Genomic DNA, 19479 nt, shown 5'->3' on the forward strand with positions numbered 1-19479 from the left:
GAACCAATATTTCCTGCGCGGCTTCAACCTGGATCATGGGTCGGACTTCACCACCTATATTGACGGGGTGCAGATGAACTTCCGCTCGCACGGGCATGGGCAGGGTTATCTGGACCTGAACGGCCTGATCCCGGAGATCATCGCGCGGGAGGATTTCCGGAAAGGCCCCTATCGCGCCGATGGCGGCGACTTCGCGCTGGCGGGCGCCGCCTATATGAAGACGATCGACGGGTTCGACCGGCCGTGGATGTCGGTGGAGGGCGGCTCCTACGGTTCGCGGCGGATCGCGGCGGGGGGCACGATCAAGGGCTTCGGGCCGGGCGAACTGACGCTGGTGGCGCAGGCCAAGGCCTATGACGGGCCGTGGGAGGAGCCGGAGCATCTGCGCCATTATGCCGGTTTCGCCAAATATCGGGCGGGGGCGGTGGAGGCGACGCTGCATGCCTATCGCGCGACATGGCGGCCGACCGAGCAGATTCCGGAACGGATCGTCGGATCGCCGGTCTGTGCGGATATGTTCTGCTCGCCCGATCCTTCGGCGCGGGGGGCGACGACGCGCCTCGTCGGCAATGTCGCGGTGACGCAGGCGGACTGGCGCGCCAATGGCTATGCGCAATATTATGACTGGTCGATGTATTCCAACCCGACCTATGCCGATCCGGACGGCGGCAGCGCGCAGATCCGCCAATATGACCGCCGCTGGATTATCGGCGCGACGGCGGAGAAGCGCTGGTCGCTGGGGTCCACGCTGGATTTCGGCGTCGGGACGGAGGATCGCTATGATCATATCGGCAATGTCGGCGTGTCGCGCACCGCCGACCGGGCCTTCCTCTCCTCGCTGGGGCGCTATCATGTCGAGGAACTGTCGCTGGCGCTTTACGGCGACGTGACGTGGCGGCCGCTGCCCGGCCTGCGCGTGACGGGCGGGCTGCGCGGCGATCATTATCGCTATGCGGTGCGGGCAAGGGATGCCGCCGCCGCCGCTCTGGGCGAAGGCAAGGGGTCGGACAGCCTGTTGTCGCCCAAGGCGTCGCTCGCCTATCGGGTCGCGCCCGCGCTGGAACTCTACGCCAATTGGGGCCGGGGTTTCCACAGCAACGATGTGCGCGGGGCGGTGAATGTCGACACGCCTGTCCCGGTGCTGGTGCGCGGCACCGGCAAGGAGCTGGGCGGGCGGGTCCAGATCGGTTCGGCCAGCCTGACGGCGACCTATTGGTGGCTGAATGTGGGCAGCGAATTGCGCTTCGTCGGGGATAGCAACGCGGTCGAGCCGACCGGCGCCAGCAAGCGGCATGGCTATGAGATCGTCGCCTTCTGGCGGCCGCTGCCCTGGCTGGCGCTGGACGGCAATTATACCGCCAGCCATTCGCGCTACGACAATGGGGACCGGATTCCCAATGCCTTCGAAAATGCCGCTTCCGGGGGCGTGGCTGTCGTGCTGGGGCGCTGGGAGACGAGCCTGCGGGTGCGGCATCTGGGGCCTTATCCGCTGATCGAGGACAATAGCGTGCGGGACAAGGGGAGCACGGTGGTGAATGCCCGCGGCGCGTGGAAGGGCAAGCGGATCGAACTTTATGGGGAGCTGCTGAATATCTTCGACAGCCGGGACAAGGACATCGCTTATTTTTACGAGTCCTATATTCCCGCTTTCGACATGACGGGTCCGCAGGAAGGGCGGTTGAGCCGGGTCGTGGAGCCCCGGACCGTGCGCCTGGGGATGAAGGTCAGGTTTTAGGGCGCGCCGCGTTGAAGCGGACGCTGGTCGTGCGCTCGACATTTCTGTCGCCGCATCGTTTCAAACGGACATCCTCCCCGCGCGAAGCGTGGGGAGGAGGAACAGGCGAAGGCCGGCGGAGGGCTCAACCGCGCCGCTTCGCCTCCGTCCAGCGGCCATTCAACAACAGGAAGGCCGATGGTCAGACGCCGTAAAGCAGCGTCGCCTCCGCGCTGCGTTCCCGCTCGCCGGCGATGCGCTGGCCATCCATTCCCTGATCTTCGAAAGGCTGACCGAGCCGGGACAGCAGGAACCGTCCGAACGTCCAATCGCCCAGCGCGGAATCGGCGTTGATGTGCCCCGCCTCTCCCGCGTCGGCAAAACGGCTGCCCCAGAATTGCGCGAGCAGCCTCGCCCGGCTGAAGGAGATATAGGGATCGTTGCGGCTGGCTACGAGGATCGAGGGGAAAGGCAGCAGCGCCTTGGGCGTCGGCGCGAAGCCGCGCAGGCGGGAGTCGACGGCGCCCGATTCGAGTTCAGGCGGCGCCACCAGCAGGGCTCCGACGATCTTTTCGCTCCATTCGCGGCATTCGAACGCGGCCCACCAGGTCACGGCGTGGCAGCCCAGGCTATGGGCGGCCAGAATGACCGGGCCATCGATGCGATCGATCGCATGGTTGAGATTGCCGATCCAGCTATTGCGTTGCGGGGCGTCCCAACTGCCCAGTTCGGCGCGGTGGCAATTGGGCAGTTCGGCTTCCCAGATCGTCTGCCAATGCCCCGGCCCGCTGTTCATCAGGCCAGGCACGGTCAGGATCGTCGCGGAAGCGGTCAGTTCAGGGGCATATGGGCGCATGGGAAACCTCCTGCTCATGACATATTCTCTATCATTATGATTGACAATAGTGGATGGATGTTTTGCGGACTGCTGTTGCCGCTGCGCGACGAACCGAAAGGCGCGCTCCCTCTGCCTGATCGAGGTCAGGCGGTTCGGGAAAGTTGAAAGCCGGCACGCCTGCTCCTATCAGCGATGGATGCGGCGGCGATCTTCATGACAGACGGCATCAGGGACATTCTCGACCGTTTGCGCGCACCCGCCGGCAATGTCGTGGCGCGGGCCAGGCGCATGGTGGAGGCCCATGTGCCGGAAGAACGGCGCGGACCCGGATGGGACCGGCACTGGCGGGAGCTGGAGGCTTATCTGGAACTGCCGGGACAATGGCCTTGCGCCGAGGGAAAAGAGAATGACGGCTGACAAACTCGTCGAACTGATCGTCGCCCGTCTGGTGCGCGATCATGGACGCAGCAAGCATCATTGGCGCAGGCTGGTGGGGCCGATCCGGCTCTATAGCCGCGCGACGCATCCGCATTGCAACTGGGCCGCCGCGCCGACCGGAAGCTTTCAGGAAATCGCCGCGATCGAGGCGCTGCTGGACGACTGGCGCATGCGTTACCCGCTGCTCTCCGGTTGACCGAAGCATTGGCTGGAGCGTGCTGCGTCAGGCCGGAGGCAGGGCACGCGCATCCGAATTTCCATTATCGCACCCCTTCAGGCGGAAAACCGGTCCCGCCCTTCGACAGGCTCAGCACGGGCCGTTCCGCACCATGTCCAGAGCAGATTCCGATCAGATTGCATGGACCCGACTGCTCTAGGTTTTTGTTTTGTCGCGTTTTCCGAGCCAGCAGATGACTCCATCTGCCTGGAAAATCCTCTAGCTGCCCGCTTCGGTATTGACGGGCGGCGCCAATGGATTGGGATCGCTGTCCGCGGCTTTCTCCACGCGCTCCGCCGCTTCATCGTCGGCCTGGCCCGCATCGCCGCCGGGCGAGCCCTTTTCCGGCGGCGGCACGTCATTGCGGCCCTCCGCCGGGTCCTGGGTCGATTCGCCGCGCTGTCCGTCATTCTGCATGTCGATCTCCTGCTTCGAGGGTCTCAACGTGCCATGTCCGGACGGTATCCTCACCACAGGGCAACAACCGAATAGGGCTTAACCTGCTTTATCGCTCCTTCCCCTCAGTGCGGGGCCGCGTCGCCACAGGCGTCCATCGGCACGCTGACATAGTCCAGCTTCACGTCCGAAATGCTGATGTCGGCAGCGCCGCTGGATCGCAGCACGAGCGGCGCGGTGACCGCCTGCATGTCCGCGCCGCGCTTGGCGAAGCATTGCAGCGGGACGGCGAGCCGAGACCATTCCCCCGGCTTTGCGGAGGACAATGCGCCGCCGATCGGCAGTTCGACCGTGCTCTGCCCGCTTTGCAGGCCGACGGTCATCTTCCCCGCCGGCTTTGCGTCCACCCGATATTCGACGACCAGGCTGATCTCTCCGTTGCTCTCGCGCGAGAGGTCGAAGGCGCGGGGGGCGACGAAGGCGACCTGCCCTGCCCCTTTCCAGACGAAGCGACGGCTGTCCTCCTGCGCGCGGCGGTCGACGCCGGCCTGGGTGACGCCCTCCGCCTCTATGGCCCAGCCGGGCGGCGTCTGGCCGCGTCCGTAGAAGGTGCCGGGCGTCGCCGCCGCCATGCCGGCAGGGCGGCTCTCGTCCAGCGTCCCCACCTTGCCGGGCCGGGCGTAGCTCAGGCCATAGCCGAAGGGGAAAAGCGGATCGTAGCCCGGATCGCGGCGGTTCAGCACATATTGGTCGGGGCGTTTCGGCCAGGAAAAGCTCAGCTTTCCGCGGAAATCATGGCGCGGCTTCCCGTCCGCGCCGGCGAACAGCATATCGGCCACGCCGCCGCCCTCGCTCCCCGGCAGGAAGGCCGCGACGAAGGCGTCCGATGCGTTGAGTTCCGCATTCACCCAAAGCGGCCGACCGGAAAGGAAAACCGCCACCACCGGCACGCCCGCCGCCTTGAAGCGGCGCAGCATCTCCAGATCGCGCTTATCGCCGGGGCTGTATTCCAGATTGGGAACGTCGCCCTTGAACTCCGCATAGGGCTTTTCCCCGAAGACGACGATGGCGGCGTCCGGCTTTTGCGTGAAGCGGCCGTCGGGGGCGTAGCGCGCCGTGCCGCCGCCGGCCTTCACCGTCTCTTCTATCCCCTTCCAGACCGACTGAGCGTTGGGAAAGGCCGAATTGGGCACGTCGATCCCCTGCCAGGTGATGGACCAGCCGCCCGCCTGCTGGCTGATGCTGTCGGCCGCCTCGCCCGCGACGAGGATGTCGGCATTGGCCTTGAGCGGCAGGACGCCCTCATTCTTCAGCAGCACCAGCGATTCCCGCACGGCGCGCCGGGCGACGGCACGATGGCCGGTGGAGCCGATGGCGTCGAACTTGCCGGCAAAGGCGCGGGTGGAGGGGCGCCCCCGCTCGAACGTCCCGGCGCGGATCTTCACCCGCAGGATGCGCCGCACGGCGTCGTCCAGCCGCGCCATCGGGATCGTGCCCGCCCTCACCTCCCGCAGCGTGTTGTCGTAAAGCTGTTTCCAGCCCGGACCCGAATACATGAACATGTCGAGCCCGGCATTGATCGCCTGCGGGCAATCCTCATTGGAGCAGCCCGGCACCTGCCCATGGCTATTCCAGTCCCCCACGACGAAGCCGTCGAAACCCATGCGATCCTTCAGCACGCCGGTCAGCAGCGACGTGTTGCCGCTCATCTTGGCGCCGTTCCAGCTTGAAAAGCTCGCCATGACCGATTGCGTGCCCGCCTCGATCGCCGCGGGATAACCGCCCAGATGCACGTCGCGCAGCACCTCCTCCGACACGCGCGTATCGCCCTGGTCGCGTCCGCCGGTGCCGCCATCGCCCAGGAAATGCTTGGTGGTGGCGATCAGATGGTCGGGCGCGAGGAAATCCCTGGTGCCGACCTTGCCCTGCACGCCCTCGATCATCGCGCCGGCATAGTCGGCGGCGATCTGCGGCTCCTCCGAATAGCTTTCATAGGTGCGGCCCCAGCGGTCGTCCTGCACCACCGCCAGCGTCGGCGCGAAGGTCCAGTCGAGCCCCGCCGCCGCCGTCTCCAGCGCCGTCACGCGTCCGATCTCCCGGATGAGATCGCGGTCGCGCGCCGCGCCCAGGCCGATATTGTGCGGAAAGAGCGTCGCGCCGACGATGTTGTTGTTGCCGTGGACGGAATCGGTGCCCCAGATGATCGGGATTTTCGGGCCCCTGTCGCTCCGGGACATGGAGGCTTCATAGAATTCGTCCGCCAGTTTCAACCATTTGGCGGGCGAAGCATATTCATCGCCATAAGGGCCGCTATTGCCGCCGTTCAGGACCGATCCGACCTTGTATGTCCGCACGTCGGCGGGGGTGATGGAGCCGATGTCGACCTGGATGAGCTGGCCGACCTTGTCCTCGACAGACATGGCCTTCAGCAATGCGTCGACGCGCCTTTCCACGGCCGGGTCGCGCTTGGGCTGGGCATCGACCCTGGGCCAGAGTTCGGGATGCGCAACCGAAGCCGCGGGCTGCTGCGCCGCCGCGGATGCCGCGAGCAGGACCGTCAGGGCGGTCAGGGAAACGGGCGAAAGGCCGATGGTCATGTCGTCTCCTGGAATAAGGTCGCCTTCATGCTGGCGAAATAGCGGAATTTTTTCTGTCCGGGCATCAATGCGTTCCCGCGTAGGCAGGAGCACATTCTGCACTTGGGCCAACCGCCCCCATCAGGGCTTCAGGCTCTTGGCATCGAGCCTCGCCACGCCCTTCAGCGCGGCGTCGCCCGCATGATGCCCCACCGCCAGCGCATAGTTGCCGCCGTCGAGCCGCCAGCCCCTCCCTTCCTCGAAGCGCGCGATCAGGCGTGGGTCGACGGTCATGGTGACGCGCCGGGTCTCGCCGGGCGACAGGCTGAGCTTGTCGAAGCCGGCAAGCCGCCAGGCGGCGATGCCTGCGCTCCCCTTCGCCTCCACATAAAGTTGCGGAACGTCCGCGCCCGCACGGCTGCCCGCATTGGTCACGTCGAAGCTGACGGTCAGGGCCACGCCGTCCTGCACCGCCAGATTGGCATAGGTGAAGCTGGTATAGGTCAGGCCATGGCCGAAGGGGAAAAGCGGTTTCACGCCCTTCATCGCATACCAGCGATAGCCGACCTCCGCGCCTTCGGGATAATCGACCGCAAAGGGCGCCACGCCGCCGGTCATGCCGTAATTGGTCTTGTCCCCGGCGTCCCGGCGGGCCTCGGCCGCGTGCAGTTCGGCAAGGCCCGCCGGTTCCGGACGCGGCGCCTGACCGGCGCGCACCGGGAAGGTGATGGGCAGGCGGCCCGAAGGCGCGACATCCCCGAAGAGGATATTGGCCATGGCTTCGCCGCCGCGCTGGCCGGGATACCAGGCCTGCACCAGCGCCGGCACCTTCGCGATCCAGGGCATTTCCACAGGGCCGCCCGTCTCCAGCACGACGATGGTCTTCCGGTTGGCAGTAGCGACCGCGTCGATCAGCGCATCCTGATTGTCCGGCAGGCGCATATTCTCAGGGTCCTGCGCCTCCGTCTGCCATTGCCAGCCGAAGACGATGGCGAGGTCCGCCCGACGCGCCGCTTCGGCCGCCGCCCTTGGGTCGCCGCCGTCGACATAGCTGACCTCCGCCTGCGGCACGAGTGCGCGGATCGCCTTCAGCGGCGAGGAAGCATGCCAGGTCATCCGCGCGAAGGAGGCGGCGGCCCCCTTTGTCAGCGGAATTTCGACCGGAGCCCCGCCGACGGAGCGGACCTGCGACGATCCGCCGCCCGACAGCACCCCGACATCGGCATGGCCGCCGATCAGGACGATCCGCCGCGCGCTTTTCGCCAGCGGCAGCAGATCGCCCTCATTCTTCAGCAGGATGATGCCCTCCTCCGCCGCGCGCTGGGCGATGTCGGCATGGGCGGCATAGTCGATCTGGCGCGGGCTTTCCGGGACGGGATCGTCCATCAGGCCGCTGGCGATCACGCCATGGAGGATGCGCTCCACCATATCGTCCAGCCGGGCCGCGGGAATCCGGCCGGCCTTCACAGCCTCCTCGAACGGCTTGCCGAAATGGATCGCATCGTCCAGTTCCTGCCCCGATTCCTGATCGAGCCCGCCCAGCGCCGCCTTCCCGGTGGAATGGACCGCGCCCCAGTCGGACATGACCCAGCCCCTATAACCCCAGTCCCTCTTCAGGACTTGGTTGAGCAGCCAGTCATTTTCGCAGGCATAATCACCATTCACCTTGTTATAGGCGCACATGACGGAGGCGGGATCGCCGATCTCCGTCGCGATCTGGAAGGCCAGCAGGTCGCTTTCGCGCAGCGCCGCCCTGTCGATCCGGGCGTCCAGCACGGTGCGGCCGGTTTCCTGCGAATTCAACGCGAAATGCTTGATGGTTGAGACGATATGGGCACTCTGCACGCCCCTGATATGCTCGCCCGCCATCACCCCGGCCAGCAGCGGATCTTCGCCCAGATATTCGAAATTCCGCCCGTTCCAGGGATCGCGGGTCAGGTTGACGCCGCCCGCGAGCAGGATGTTGAAGGTCTTGGCCCGCGCCTCCGCGCCGATCATCGCGCCGCCCGCATAGGCAAGCGCCGGGTTGAAGGTGGCCGCCGTGGCGAGGCTGGCCGGCAGGGCCGTCGCCGTATCGCCCTTGCGCTGCTCGATCTGGTTGGCGACGCCGAGACTCGCGTCGCTCTCCCGCAGGGTCGGGATGCCGAGGCGCGGGATGCCCGGGATGTGCCCTGCGGACGGGATCATGACGATCGGTTGGGAAGGCCGGGCGAGCGGCGGGAAATAGCCGTGGATGATCGCCAGCTTCTCCTCGATGGTCATGGCGGCGACCAGCGCCCTGGCGCGTGCTTCCGGCGACAGGGCGCGGTTGCTGCCGGCACTGGCGGCGGGGACCGGCGGGGAAGGCTGCGCATGGGCCAGGCCGGCGACGCCAAGAAGCAGGAAAGCGATCAGCGGTTTGCGCGTCATCGGGATACTCTTGCAGAGGGTTGCCGCCCACGCAGATGGTCGAGCAGCGCACGATGGTCGGGAAGATGGGAGACGGCGGCGCCGGAGGCCCCGGCCACCCTGGCGAAGGCGGCCCGCGCCTCCTGCCCGCCGGGATAGCGGCCGATGCCGCCCGCCAGCCGGGTTTCGAAACCCATGCCGTAGAGGATATAATGATAGCTGGGCGGCAGGAAGGTTTCGAGATCGACCGTGAAATCGAAGCGCGAGGGCGGGCGGTGCCGCCATTGGGCGAGCAGGTCCTGCAGATCCGCCGGGATAGAGGCCGGATCGGCATTGTCGCGCCAATAGGCCGTGTCGGTGCGGCGGGTAATGCAATAATGCAGCTTCAGAAAGCGGACGATCCGTTCGAACCGCGCCGTCATCAGCCTGTTGAAGCGGCGCGCCGCGGCATTGCGAGCGGCGGTGTCGCTGGCGCTTCCGGCAGGCAGGAGGAAATCCCCCACCATGCGCAGCGCCGCCTCGATCAGCATGATGCCGGTCGATTCCAGCGGCTCGAAAAAACCCGCCGACAGGCCGATGGCGATGCAGTTGCCGATCCACTGCCGCTCGCGATAACCGGTCGCGAAGCGAAGCTGGCGCGGGGTCAGCGCCTCCCCGCCCGGCCCGACATAGCGGCGCAGCACGGCTTCCGCCTCATCGTCGGAGCAATGGCGGCTGGAATAGACATAGCCGATGCCCCGCCGTTCGGGGAGGCCGATGTCCCAGGTCCAGCCCGCCTCATGCGCGGTCGCCAGCGTATAGGGACGGATCGGCGCGTCCGGGCGGTCATGGGGCACCTGCATCGCCAGCGCGCGGTCGTTGAACAGCGTGTCGCCGCAGCCGACGAAGCCGCTGCCCAGCGTCTGCCCGATCAGCAGGGCGCGGAAACCGGAACAGTCGATGAAGATGTCCCCCTCGACCCGCCGCCCGTCGCTGAGGGTCAGGGCGGCGATGTCGCCATCCTCCCGCTGTTCGACATGCGCCACCATGCCCTCGATCCGCCGGACACCGGCGGCGAGCGAGATCGTCCGCAGATAGTCCGCGAAACGCGCCGCGTCGAAATGATAGGCATAGTTCATCGGACCGGAAAAATCCGGGTCCTGCACCCGCTTGGGCGCTCGCCCGGCGCGGATCACCCGTTCCTGCACGGTGACGCTGTCGGCCCAGGAAGCGCGCTGTCCCTCCATCGCCAGCCAATGGGGCAGCAGCGCCTCATCCTCGCCGCCGATGGGCATGTTGAACGGGTGGAAATAGCTGTCCGCGCCCGTGGCCCAGCCGTCGAACAGCACGCCCTGCTTGAAGGTCGCATCGGCGGAGCGGAGGAATTCCCCCTCCCCAACGCCCAGTCCCGCCAGGGTCGAGCGGATGGTGGGAAAGGTCCCTTCCCCCACGCCGATGATGCCGATCTCGCTGGATTCTACCAGCGTCACGTCGCGCATCCCCAGCGTGCGGGAGAAGGTGGCGGCGGACAGCCATCCGGCCGTTCCGCCGCCGACGATGACGATCCGACCGGGGGAGGGAATGTCGGCCGTCATCTCAACTTCTCCTCGTCAGCCGGTCAGAAGTTCGCCCGGGCGCGCACGCCCCAGGTCCGCGGCGGCTGGAGGTTGGACAGGAATACCGGGTCGTAGCGCGGCGCGCCGAAAGAACCGGCGCCCGTGCGGATCTTCCCATTCTCGATATTCTGGACGAAGGCTTCGACCGAATATTTCTGGTCCGGCGACACGAAGCGGATCGACGCGTCGGAACGGAAATAAGCCTTCTGGCGGTCCCAATCGGTGCCGTTGGTGCCGCGGTTCGGCATATTGTCGGCCGGATCGTTGGGATTGACGAAGGGATTGGCGTCGCCGTTGAAGTAGCTCAGCCAGCTCTTGGTCTCATAATGGGTGGTGAAACGGGGCGTGATCTTCGCGCCGCTCGCCAGTTCGAAATCATGCTCATAGCTGAGCGTGGCGGAGAAGCGGGGCGCATGCGCCAGTTCATTGCCCTTGAGCTGCGCGATGGAGGACAGCTTGCCGCCGTCGTAGAGGCGCCCGTCGACGCTCTCCAGTTCCTCCAGCTTGGTCTTCTGGAGCGTGCCGGAGAATTGCAGCCGGTCGCTGTCGGTCAGGTTCGCCACCATTTCCGCCTCCAGACCATAGGCCTTGGCACCCTTCGCATTCTGGGTGATCATCTGGCTGCGCACGACATTGCCCGCATCGTCGCGGAAAGTGACGGCCTGGTTCACCTGATAGCCCTTGAAGTCGCTATAATAGGCCGCGAGGTTCAGCGTGACGCGCCGGTCGAGGAAGCGCGACTTCAGGCCGACTTCATAGTTGGTGAGCGTTTCCGGATCGGTCAGGCCGGCATTGTCCTGGATATTGCCCGACTTGAAGCCGGTGCTGATGCTGGCATAGCCCAGCACATCCTCCGCCAGGTCGGCATCGACGCGGGCGAGATAGGTGAGCTTGTCCCACTTGCCCTTCACATCGTTGCTGGAAATGGAGAAACCGGGCAGCAGCGCGGCCAGTTCATCCGCCGTGGCGTTCGGATAGGCGCCGAAGATGCCGCCCTGGCACGCGTCGGCGGGCAGGGTCGCGGGGCAGCCGGAGAAGGTCACGTTGCGCCCGCCGATATCCTCCTTCTTGTCGGAGGTGTAGCGCAGGCCGCCCGTGACGCGCAGCGCGTCGCTGACATGCCAGACCGCCTGGCCGAAGACGGCGCGGCTGTCGATCTGGCGATTCGCCTGGATGAAGCTGCCCGCCCAGCTGAAGGTGCCGTCGCGATAGCCGTTCCGCTGGTCGATGTCGAAGCGGATGCGGTTCTTCTCATGGCTGTAATAGGCGCCCAAAATCCAGTCGATCGCCTGTTCGCCGGTCGACTTGAGCTGGACCTCATGGCTCTGGAAATCGTAGCGCGAGGAGAGCGTCCGGTTCTCCCCGAAGGCGCCGAGCGGCAGGTCGTTGCCGTCCGCGTCGACCTGCCCCGTCGGCGGCAGAGCGCCTGCGTCCGCATCGGTCTGCGTCGAGCCGCCGATGCGCGACCAGCCCGCGATATAGCTCAATTGGATGCCGTCGGTGACATCGTAGTTCATGGTGCTGCGCACCGCGACGGAATAGCGGTCGGTGTCGGGCGCGGTGTCGCTGAGCGTCGACCAGCGCTTCGTACCGGGGCGCGGCGTCTGGAGCAGGCCGATGACCGGCGCGCCATTGTCGAGGAAACCTTCCGCCGACAGGTTCCAGCTAAAGCGTTCGCTCGGCTGCCAGAGCATGGAGACGCGGCCCGACTGCTGGTCGGCGGCATAATATTTCTTGCCGGTGGTGATGAAGGCCGAGCGGTTGATACCGGGCACGTCCGGCGCGGGCTGGAAATCGGCATAGCCGTCATGCCGGTCGGTGACGAAGGCGACCCGAAAGGCCAGCGTGTCGGTGACCGGGATGTTGATCGCGCCGCGCACGCCCAGACGGTCGTAATTGCCAGCGACGACCTCCACATTGCCGCCGAACTCGCCCAGCTTCGGCTTGGCGGAGATGAGGCTGAGCGCACCGACCGTCGCGTTGCGGCCGAACAGCGTGCCCTGCGGACCGCGCAGCACCTCGACGCGCTCCATGTCGTACATCAGCACCGACGCCCCCTGCGCGCGCGGCGAGTAGATGCCGTCGACATAGATGGCGACTTCGGGGTCCGCCACTTCGGTATAGGCGCTGTCGTTGCCGATGCCGCGCAGCGTCAGCAGCACCGCCGACTGGTCGCCCTGCTGGTTGAACTGGAACGAGGGGACGAAGCGGGCGAGGTCGGTGACGTCCTTCACCTGCTGCCGGTCGAGCTGCGCCTGGCCGAAGGCGGATACGGCGATGGGGGTGGATTGCAGCGTGGTTTCGCGACGGGTGGCCGTCACGATGATGTCGCTGCCATAATCGGGCTGCGCCGTCTGGGGCGCTGCATCCTGTGCGAAGGCGGGGGTCATCCACAAGGTTGCGGATGCAAGCGCGGTGCTCGCGGCCAGCGCAAAGCTTTTCATCATCTCTCTCCCTGGACCCACATGGTCTGTGGGCGCCTATTGACCCAATCCTGACAACGATGTCAACATGATTTTTGACATCGTTGTCATATATTGCCATATTGCGCCTGAACGGCTTTGCGGTTTCACTATATCCTCCAATATTCAACCAAAGCCTCTTTCCATGGTGGCCGTCACGTCATCCCCGCCCCTTTCCGATCATGAGCAGGTGGCCAGCCGGCTTTTCCGGCTGTCCATCGGCGTGTTCTTCACCGGGGGCTTCCTGACATCGTCCGTCAGCCTGCTGGTGCCGCAGCTCAAGCTGATGCTGGACCTGGACTACAAGGGCGCGCTGCTGGTCCAGCTTGCCTTTCATTCCAGCTACATGCTCTTCGCGCTGCCGATCACCTGGTCGATCGTGCGCGCTGGCTACATGCGGGCCATCGTCGCCGGCCTGGCGGTGATCACTGCGGGATGCCTGGCCCTGACCCTGGCCCAGAACGCCCTGTCCTTCGCCATGGTGCTGGGGGCGCTGCTGCTCGTTTCGGCGGGGCAGACCTTCCTTCAGATCGCGTCCAACACCGTCGTGGCCGTGATCGGACCTTCGCGGGGCGCGGCGCGCCGACTGACGCTGCTTCAGGGCTTCAATTCGTTCGGCACCGTCCTGGGTCCGCTGCTCAGCGCGCCGCTGCTGCTTGGCGAGCTGGACCCACAGGCGGCGCGGCATGTCGGCGCGGCCCTGCCCTTTGCGGGGACGGCGCTGGTCACGGGACTGCTGGCCTTCGCCTATTTCCGCAATCGCGCCTTGCTGGAGCAGGATGAATCGCGCCGATTCGCCTCCATCGGGCAGATGTTCCGGGTAATGCGCTCCCGCCGGTTGCGCTGGGGCACGGCGTCGATCTTCGTCTATGTCGGCGCGGAGGTGGCGATAGGCGCGTTGCTGCCCACCGTCCTGATGCGGCCGGACCGGCTGGACGCGGCGCCTGTTCTCGCCGGTCAACTGGTCAGCCTCTACTGGGGCGGCGCGATGGTAGGGCGTTTCCTGGGCGCATGGGCGATGCAGCGGATCGCGGAGGCGCGGCTGCTGATGGCCGTGTCCTTCGGGGCGGCCGTCCTGACGACCGTCGCCATCGTCCTGCCGGGCGTCACCGGCGCCTGCGCCCTGCTGGCCGTCGGCCTGTGCAACGCCATCATGTACCCGACGATCTACGCGCTCGCCCTGCCCGAAGACGAACGGCAGGCGCCGGTCGCATCCATGTGGCTGTGCATGGCGGTGGTCGGCGGGGCCATCGTCCCACTGCTGACCGGCGCGCTGGCGGATGCGACGGCATTGCTGCCCGCGCTGATCCTGCCCGCCGCCTGCTATGCCTTCATCGCCCGGTTCGCGGCCCTGTGCGCGCGGCCGCAGGAGACCCGCCCATGAGTACCGTCACGATCAAGGACGTCGCGGCCCGCGCCGGCGTTTCCCCCAAGACCGTCTCGCGCGTCATCAATGGGGAGGACCATGTCCGACCCGAGATCAGGGAAGCGGTGCAGCGCGTGGTGGCGGAACTCAATTACCGGCCCAACGCCTTTGCCCGCAGCCTGTCCAGTTCCCGCTCCTATCTGCTTGGCCTGTTCATCGACGATCCCGTTTCGGGCTATGCCGCAGATGTGCAGCATGGGGCGCTGCTGCGATGCCGGGAACGCAGCTATCATCTGGTGGTGGAGCCGGTCGAGCTGAACCGGCCGGACTGGAAGGATCATGTCCGCGCCAGCATAGCGAGCCTCCGGTTGGATGGCGCGATCATCGCCCCGCCCATTTGCGATGCGGCTGAGCTGATCGACCTGTTCCGCGAATCCGACGTGCCCCATGTGCTGATCGCCCCATCCGGCGAATCGCCCGATTCTGGCGCGGTGCGCATGGACGATCGCGGCGCGGCGCGGGAGATGACCGCCTATCTGATCGGCCTTGGCCATCGCCATATCGGCCTGGTCCAGGGGCCGCTCAGCCACAGCGCGTCCGCCCGGCGGGAGGAAGGTTTCCGCGCGGCCATGGCGGAGGCCGGCATTGCGGTCGATGAAGATGCGGTGCTGCGCGGCGACTTCAGTTTTCGGTCCGGACTGGAACGGGGGGAAGCGCTGCTGGACAGGACGGACCGCCCAAGCGCCGTCTTCGCCTGCAATGACGACATGGCGCTCGGCGTCCTCATCACCGCGATGAAACTCGGCATAGCCGTGCCCCAGTCGCTGTCCGTCGCGGGCTTCGACGATTCGGCCTCCTCGCGCGCGGCCTGGCCGCAGATCACGACCATCCGCCAGCCCAAGGCGGAAATGGCGGCCGCCGCCGTCGACATATTGGTCGACCCATCCTTCCGAAAGAAAAGCGCCGGGCCGCAATCCCGCCTGATGTTGCCCCACGCCCTTGTCGTGCGCGGCAGCACCGGGGCCGCATAGCGTCAGGCCCGCAGCTTAACCATTGATAACAAGCCGGTTCAGGATTGGCGCATGTGCGGCATGGAATAAGGCGGTCAACGACGAGGTAAGAGGAGACCAGTCATGACCATTCGCAAGACCATGCTCGCCATCGCTGCCGCTGCCGCGACCCTTTCCGCGGCGGTTCCGGCCACTTCCTTCGCCCGCGACGGCGGCTGGCACCGCCATGATCGCAACGAGCGGGTTCGCTATTCCGACCGCCGCGACTATCGCGACTACCGTTCCTATCGCGACGACCGCGGCTATCGCTGCCGCAAGTCGGGCGGCACGACCGGCCTGCTGCTGGGCGGCGTCGCCGGCGCGCTGCTGGGCCGCGCGGTCGACACCCGCGGCGACCGGGCTCCCGGCACGATCATCGGCGCGGGCGCCGGCGCACTTGCGGGCCGCGCCATCGATCGCAACTCCAGCTGCTAAGCCGGATCGCAGAAGGGGCGGCAGCGCCATGGCGCTGCCGCCCCCTTTTTATTCCGCCTGCGGTCAGTTGGGCCGGACGATATTGGGGCCCAGGTTCGTCATCACTTCTTCGGCGCTGAAGGCGCGGACATTATCCGCGGGCTTGCGGCCCCTGCCCATCACGATTTCTGCACTGGCCTCATAGCGGTCCACGGTGCGCACATCGATCCGGCTGTCCCAGAAGGGATCGCCCCAATAGGGATCCCAGCTCCGCCAACCGAAGCCGCGCCCATAATAGCGCCAGGATGGCCCCCAATAGCCGAAGGCGCCCGGCGCGAACGGCCGGTCGACATAGGTCCGGCTGCGCCTCTCGGTATTGCGGTCGGCCATGACGAACCAGTCATAGCCGCGCTGGCGCGTCAGTTCCGCGGCGCGATAGAGCAGATAGCGCTCCACCGTCTCCCGCGATGTCATGCTGTTGCCGGAAAAGGTCACGCGAAAGCGATTCGCCTCGATCTGCTCGTCGGCATAGCCGCCGGGGGCAGCGCGGCTCTGCCCGGCCGGCTGATAGGGGGTTGCCGTCGTGCAGGCGCCAAGCGCAAGCATGAGGCCCGTTGCAAGCATCCATTTCTTTCCGATTTTCATCATGGCATCCTCGCTGCTTTTCTTCGTACCGGATCAACGCGCAACCATGGATTGCGGTGCCGCAGGGTCGGCAAAGCTGAATGATCGCAGGGACCGATATGGAGATGCCGGGCCCGGACCGGAGAATTCCTCCTCCGGTCCTCCCAAACTCTCAGAAGGTGAACCGCGCGCCGGCCCGGAAGGAGCGCCCGAATATTCCCAGTCCACCCTGGACCGGATTATAATTGTTCGCGCCGTAGGTGACGGGATCGATCGGCGGCAGATCGTCGAACAGGTTGAGTATATTGATGTAGAAGGTGAAGCGATCCGACGCCTTGAAGCTGGTCGTCAGGTCGACCGTGATATAGGCAGGCACGTCGCACTTCACGAAAGGCGCGGAAAGCAGGCCGCAATCGCCCGGCTCCGTCCCCTGGTCGGCGGCGGAAAGATTATAGCCGCCAAAATATTCGGCTGTCGCGCTGACCGTCCATTTCCCCCATTCCAGCGTATTCTGCCAGTTTCCGTGCCATTCCGGCGTGCCCGATCCGGCGGTCAGGTTGAAGTTGCCGGCCGTTCCTTCATAGGATTCCGTCGTGCCGTCCGGAAATGTCGTGCTGAGATTGATGATATAGCTCGCCTCCAGCGCCGAGGTGAAGCGAATGTCCGGGCCGAGGTCGATCTGCGCCCTCGCGGCGAAGTCCAGTCCTTCCGAACGGATGGTGTTGGCGTTGATGAGCTGCGACTGCACGAAGGCCACGCGCGGCGTCGCGCCGGGAAAGTCGGGCGCGGGCGCATCCGCGATGATATTATAGCCGGATGGCACCACCTGGCCCGCATAATAAGCGAGTAGCGCCGGGCGGTTGCTGGGCGTGGTGATCGCGCCGGTCTTCTTGATGTTGAAATAGTCGATGCTGAGGGAAATGTTCCGGATCGGCTCCACGACGATGCCGGCGGTGAAGCTGGTCGACCGTTCCGGTTTCAGGTCGGGGCTGGCCAGAGTGGTCTGGCCATAGCTGGCGCTGCTGATATAGGCCGGACAGCTGTTGAAGGTCGCCAGGGAACAGCCATATTGCGACAGGAAGGCGTCGTTGTATAGCGATTGGGCGGCCGTGACGAAGCCGGTCGTCGGAATGGCGTTGGCCTCCGCGAAGCTGGGGATGCGGAAGCCGCGTGACCAGGTGCCGCGAAGCGCGACCTGGCGGATCGGCGTGAACTTCGCCCCGACCTTCGGAGAGAAGGCGTGCTGTCCGCTCGAATAATCGTCATAGCGGCCCGAAGCGTTGATCTCGAGCGACTCCAGCACCGGCGCATTCAGCTCGACAAAGGCCGAACGGACCGTCCGGTGGCCCTTGGTGCCGAAGGCGTTGAGGACGAAATAACGCTGCGTCGGCCCGTTGACGTCCGAATTGGCGCTTGGCGCATCGATGGATTCATAGCGCAGCGAAAGCCCGCCGCCGATCTGCATCGGTCCCCCTGGCAGATCGAACAGATTGCCGCTGAGCGTCGCCTCCACGGCATAAAGCTGGGAATTGGCATCCGTCACATTGTCTGGCGACAGATAATCGAGCGTCGCCTGACTATTGGCATAAGGGTTGACGAAATTATAGCTGCCGTCGGCAATCACGTTCAGAAGATTCTGGATATAGATATAACCGTTCTGCGTCCGCCGCAGGTCGGTGCGCATTGCGACGCCATTCACCGCGAAGTCCCAGTCGTCCCACAACTTGCCCGTAACGCCCAGAGCGGCGCGATAGGTGCGGCTGCGGGTCTCATTATATTCCTGGATATTGGGTATGCGCCCCAATATGCGCGCCACCTGCCCCTGCGCCGCGAAAGGATTGTTCGGATTGAGCCGGGCAGCCGGATTGGCGGCGGTGCAATTGGGATCGGGCAGGTTATTGATCAGCGGGCAGACATAGACCGGCAGGGCAAGGACAAGCGAACCGACGGAATTGGCGCCGCCAGCGGCGGCCGCCGTGCTGAAGCGGGGAAAGTTGATGCCGGCCGGGCCGTTGCGGCGGATGCTGGCGGGCAGGCCGGTGAAGCTCACATTGCTCTGAAGGAAATTCGCCTGGAAATAAGCCTCTATGTCGTCGGTGATCCGTCCCGTCGCCCGGAAGGAACCGCCCCATCTTTCGATATTGGGAGAGATGACGCCATATTGATTGACGAGATCGCCCTGGCATACGGTTCCGGGCGCACGCGCGTCCGCCGCGAATTCCTGTGGGGTCAGCGTATAGGGCGTCTCCCCGGCGATGCAGCCGGCGGCGGGGTTGAGGAACTGGTAGCGGCCGGTTTCGGCGGCATTGTCCGGACCGGCCGGCGCCACGAAGAAGGTGGTGGCGAACAGGCTGGCGTCGGTGGTGGTCGAAAAACCGGAATAGCCGCCTGTCGAAGGATTGATCGATCCTCCATTCGGCCCGATGGACGGTCCGCACACGCCGTCGCGGCAGATGCCCGACTGGTTCTGCGAATTATAGGGATAGCGCCGGTCGCGGTTATAGAGCGCCGCCTGATCGAAGTAGAAACCGCTGATATAGACGTTGAAGCCCTGATCATCGAGATCGCCCCAGCCCGCCGTCAGGCTGAGCCGGTGATTGGCGCCGTCGCCCCGCTGGCTGATGCCCGCTTCCGCCCGGCCGGATATGCCGGTGATCTGCTTCTTCGTGATGACGTTCACGACACCCGCGATCGCGTCCGCGCCATAGGTGGAGGACGCGCCGTCGCGCAGCACTTCGATCCGGTCGACGATGTCGTCGGGAATGGTGTTGAGGTCGACGAAATTGCGCGTCGCATCGTCCGCCAGCGGATAATAGGCCGCGCGCAGGCCGTCGAACAGGACCAGCGTCGAGTTGGTGCTGAGGCCACGGAGCGACACCGCCGATGCGCCGGCCGCAAAGGCCCCATTGGCGGAAAAGGAGTTGGTGAGCGCGGGGCCGTTGTTCGACGCCAGCCGCTGCACCGCCTCCTGCGTGGTGTTGATGCCGCGCTGTTCCAGCGTCTCGGCATTGACGACGGTGATGGGCGATGGCGTCGCTGCCGTCGTCGTGCGCAGGATGGACCCGGTCACGACGATCGTGTCGCCCTCGCTCGGTTCGGCGGAGTTGGTCGTGGGGGCCGGGGCCTGCCCGGGCGCGGTCTGCGTGTCGGACTGCTGCGCAGTGCTGCTTTGCGCCGCCGCCGGGGCGATCAGGCTCAGGCTCGCCAGACAGGCCGTCAGTGCAGAGCTATTGCAGAGCGCGCGGTGGATGATAGCCGAATTGGTTCGCATTGCTCGATCCCCTCACAGGAAGAAGTCGCGCCGAACCGCAATAAGATCGGCGCTGCCGCTGAACGCGCGATCGGGGGTGAGGGACGCTGGCTGGAATGCAACCTGGATTAGGATCGACTTCGGTGGGAAGA

14 protein-coding genes (1 of these 14 running past the window's edge) are annotated in these 19479 nt (G+C 65.7%); 6 read left to right on the forward strand and 8 right to left on the reverse strand.

Annotation, left to right across the window (positions count from 1 at the left end; all coding sequences use genetic code 11):
* Positions 1-1735, forward strand: partial view of a TonB-dependent receptor gene (locus A0J57_RS11750; protein ID WP_061935857.1) — the 3' portion only. It extends 251 nt beyond the left edge of the window; the window shows 1735 of its 1986 coding nt (coding positions 252-1986); its start codon lies beyond the left edge, outside the window; the stop codon is at positions 1733-1735.
* A gap of 181 nt (positions 1736-1916) precedes the next feature.
* Here the strand turns inward: A0J57_RS11750 and A0J57_RS11755 are convergent, their stop codons facing one another.
* Complete coding sequence (locus A0J57_RS11755; RefSeq protein ID WP_044661142.1) at positions 1917-2570, reverse strand: alpha/beta hydrolase; 654 nt, start codon at positions 2568-2570, stop codon at positions 1917-1919.
* Positions 2571-2765: 195 nt separating this feature from the next.
* On the opposite strand from A0J57_RS11755, the gene A0J57_RS11760 reads away from it, so the two are divergent.
* A complete protein-coding gene (locus A0J57_RS11760) occupies positions 2766-2969 on the forward strand; it encodes a hypothetical protein (protein ID WP_048575535.1) in 204 nt (67 codons plus the stop codon).
* Positions 2959-3186, forward strand: coding sequence for a hypothetical protein (locus tag A0J57_RS11765; protein ID WP_025551049.1), 228 nt, complete (start codon positions 2959-2961; stop codon positions 3184-3186). The genes A0J57_RS11760 and A0J57_RS11765 overlap by 11 nt, the downstream gene beginning before the upstream one ends.
* 240 nt (positions 3187-3426) lie before the next feature.
* Here A0J57_RS11765 and A0J57_RS11770 read toward each other — a convergent pair whose 3' ends face one another.
* The 5 genes from A0J57_RS11770 to A0J57_RS11790 form a co-directional block, all read right to left on the reverse strand.
* Positions 3427-3624 carry a hypothetical protein gene (locus A0J57_RS11770; RefSeq protein WP_061935864.1) on the reverse strand — a complete coding sequence of 66 codons (198 nt, stop codon included), beginning with the start codon at positions 3622-3624 and terminating at the stop codon, positions 3427-3429.
* A gap of 104 nt (positions 3625-3728) precedes the next feature.
* A complete protein-coding gene (locus tag A0J57_RS11775) occupies positions 3729-6200 on the reverse strand; it encodes an exo 1,3/1,4-beta-D-glucan glucohydrolase (protein ID WP_061935866.1) in 2472 nt (823 codons plus the stop codon).
* A gap of 120 nt (positions 6201-6320) precedes the next feature.
* Positions 6321-8588, reverse strand: coding sequence for a beta-glucosidase (locus tag A0J57_RS11780; protein ID WP_061935868.1), 2268 nt, complete (start codon positions 8586-8588; stop codon positions 6321-6323).
* Positions 8585-10141, reverse strand: coding sequence for a tryptophan halogenase family protein (locus A0J57_RS11785; RefSeq protein ID WP_061935871.1), 1557 nt, complete (start codon positions 10139-10141; stop codon positions 8585-8587). Before A0J57_RS11785 ends, A0J57_RS11780 begins: the two co-directional genes overlap by 4 nt.
* A gap of 23 nt (positions 10142-10164) precedes the next feature.
* Entirely contained in the window at positions 10165-12609 is a 2445-nt protein-coding gene (locus A0J57_RS11790; protein WP_061935874.1) for a TonB-dependent receptor, read from the reverse strand.
* 160 nt (positions 12610-12769) lie between these two features.
* On the opposite strand from A0J57_RS11790, the gene A0J57_RS11795 reads away from it, so the two are divergent.
* From A0J57_RS11795 to A0J57_RS11805, 3 genes are all read left to right on the forward strand, one after another.
* A complete protein-coding gene (locus A0J57_RS11795) occupies positions 12770-14008 on the forward strand; it encodes an MFS transporter (protein ID WP_061935876.1) in 1239 nt (412 codons plus the stop codon).
* Positions 14005-15021 (forward strand): LacI family DNA-binding transcriptional regulator, encoded by a 1017-nt coding sequence (locus A0J57_RS11800; protein WP_025551035.1) that lies wholly within the window; start codon positions 14005-14007, stop codon positions 15019-15021. Before A0J57_RS11795 ends, A0J57_RS11800 begins: the two co-directional genes overlap by 4 nt.
* A gap of 102 nt (positions 15022-15123) precedes the next feature.
* The gene (locus tag A0J57_RS11805) at positions 15124-15474 is read left to right on the forward strand and encodes a glycine zipper domain-containing protein (protein ID WP_061935879.1); all 351 of its coding nucleotides are present in this window, start codon (positions 15124-15126) and stop codon (positions 15472-15474) included.
* A 63-nt stretch (positions 15475-15537) separates the two neighbouring features.
* Here the strand turns inward: A0J57_RS11805 and A0J57_RS11810 are convergent, their stop codons facing one another.
* Entirely contained in the window at positions 15538-16101 is a 564-nt protein-coding gene (locus tag A0J57_RS11810) for a hypothetical protein (RefSeq protein ID WP_161942146.1), read from the reverse strand.
* A gap of 148 nt (positions 16102-16249) precedes the next feature.
* Complete coding sequence (locus A0J57_RS11815; RefSeq protein WP_061935882.1) at positions 16250-19348, reverse strand: TonB-dependent siderophore receptor; 3099 nt, start codon at positions 19346-19348, stop codon at positions 16250-16252.
* Positions 19349-19479 lie beyond the last annotated feature (131 nt).

The sequence above is a fragment of the Sphingobium sp. 22B genome (genome assembly GCF_001580035.1).
GTDB classification, from domain to species: domain Bacteria; phylum Pseudomonadota; class Alphaproteobacteria; order Sphingomonadales; family Sphingomonadaceae; genus Sphingobium; species Sphingobium fuliginis.

Excerpts from the sequence above, each read along its gene's own strand:
- A0J57_RS11755 (WP_044661142.1), bottom strand. The coding sequence starts at position 2,570 with ATGCGCCCATATGCCCCTGAACTGACCGCTTCCGCGACGATCCTGACC.
- A0J57_RS11760 (WP_048575535.1), top strand. The coding sequence starts at position 2,766 with ATGACAGACGGCATCAGGGACATTCTCGACCGTTTGCGCGCACCCGCC.
- A0J57_RS11765 (WP_025551049.1), top strand. The coding sequence starts at position 2,959 with ATGACGGCTGACAAACTCGTCGAACTGATCGTCGCCCGTCTGGTGCGC.
- A0J57_RS11770 (WP_061935864.1), bottom strand. The coding sequence starts at position 3,624 with ATGCAGAATGACGGACAGCGCGGCGAATCGACCCAGGACCCGGCGGAG.
- A0J57_RS11775 (WP_061935866.1), bottom strand. The coding sequence starts at position 6,200 with ATGACCATCGGCCTTTCGCCCGTTTCCCTGACCGCCCTGACGGTCCTG.
- A0J57_RS11780 (WP_061935868.1), bottom strand. The coding sequence starts at position 8,588 with ATGACGCGCAAACCGCTGATCGCTTTCCTGCTTCTTGGCGTCGCCGGC.
- A0J57_RS11785 (WP_061935871.1), bottom strand. The coding sequence starts at position 10,141 with ATGACGGCCGACATTCCCTCCCCCGGTCGGATCGTCATCGTCGGCGGC.
- A0J57_RS11790 (WP_061935874.1), bottom strand. The coding sequence starts at position 12,609 with ATGATGAAAAGCTTTGCGCTGGCCGCGAGCACCGCGCTTGCATCCGCA.
- A0J57_RS11795 (WP_061935876.1), top strand. The coding sequence starts at position 12,770 with ATGGTGGCCGTCACGTCATCCCCGCCCCTTTCCGATCATGAGCAGGTG.
- A0J57_RS11800 (WP_025551035.1), top strand. The coding sequence starts at position 14,005 with ATGAGTACCGTCACGATCAAGGACGTCGCGGCCCGCGCCGGCGTTTCC.
- A0J57_RS11805 (WP_061935879.1), top strand. The coding sequence starts at position 15,124 with ATGACCATTCGCAAGACCATGCTCGCCATCGCTGCCGCTGCCGCGACC.
- A0J57_RS11810 (WP_161942146.1), bottom strand. The coding sequence starts at position 16,101 with ATGATGAAAATCGGAAAGAAATGGATGCTTGCAACGGGCCTCATGCTT.
- A0J57_RS11815 (WP_061935882.1), bottom strand. The coding sequence starts at position 19,348 with ATGCGAACCAATTCGGCTATCATCCACCGCGCGCTCTGCAATAGCTCT.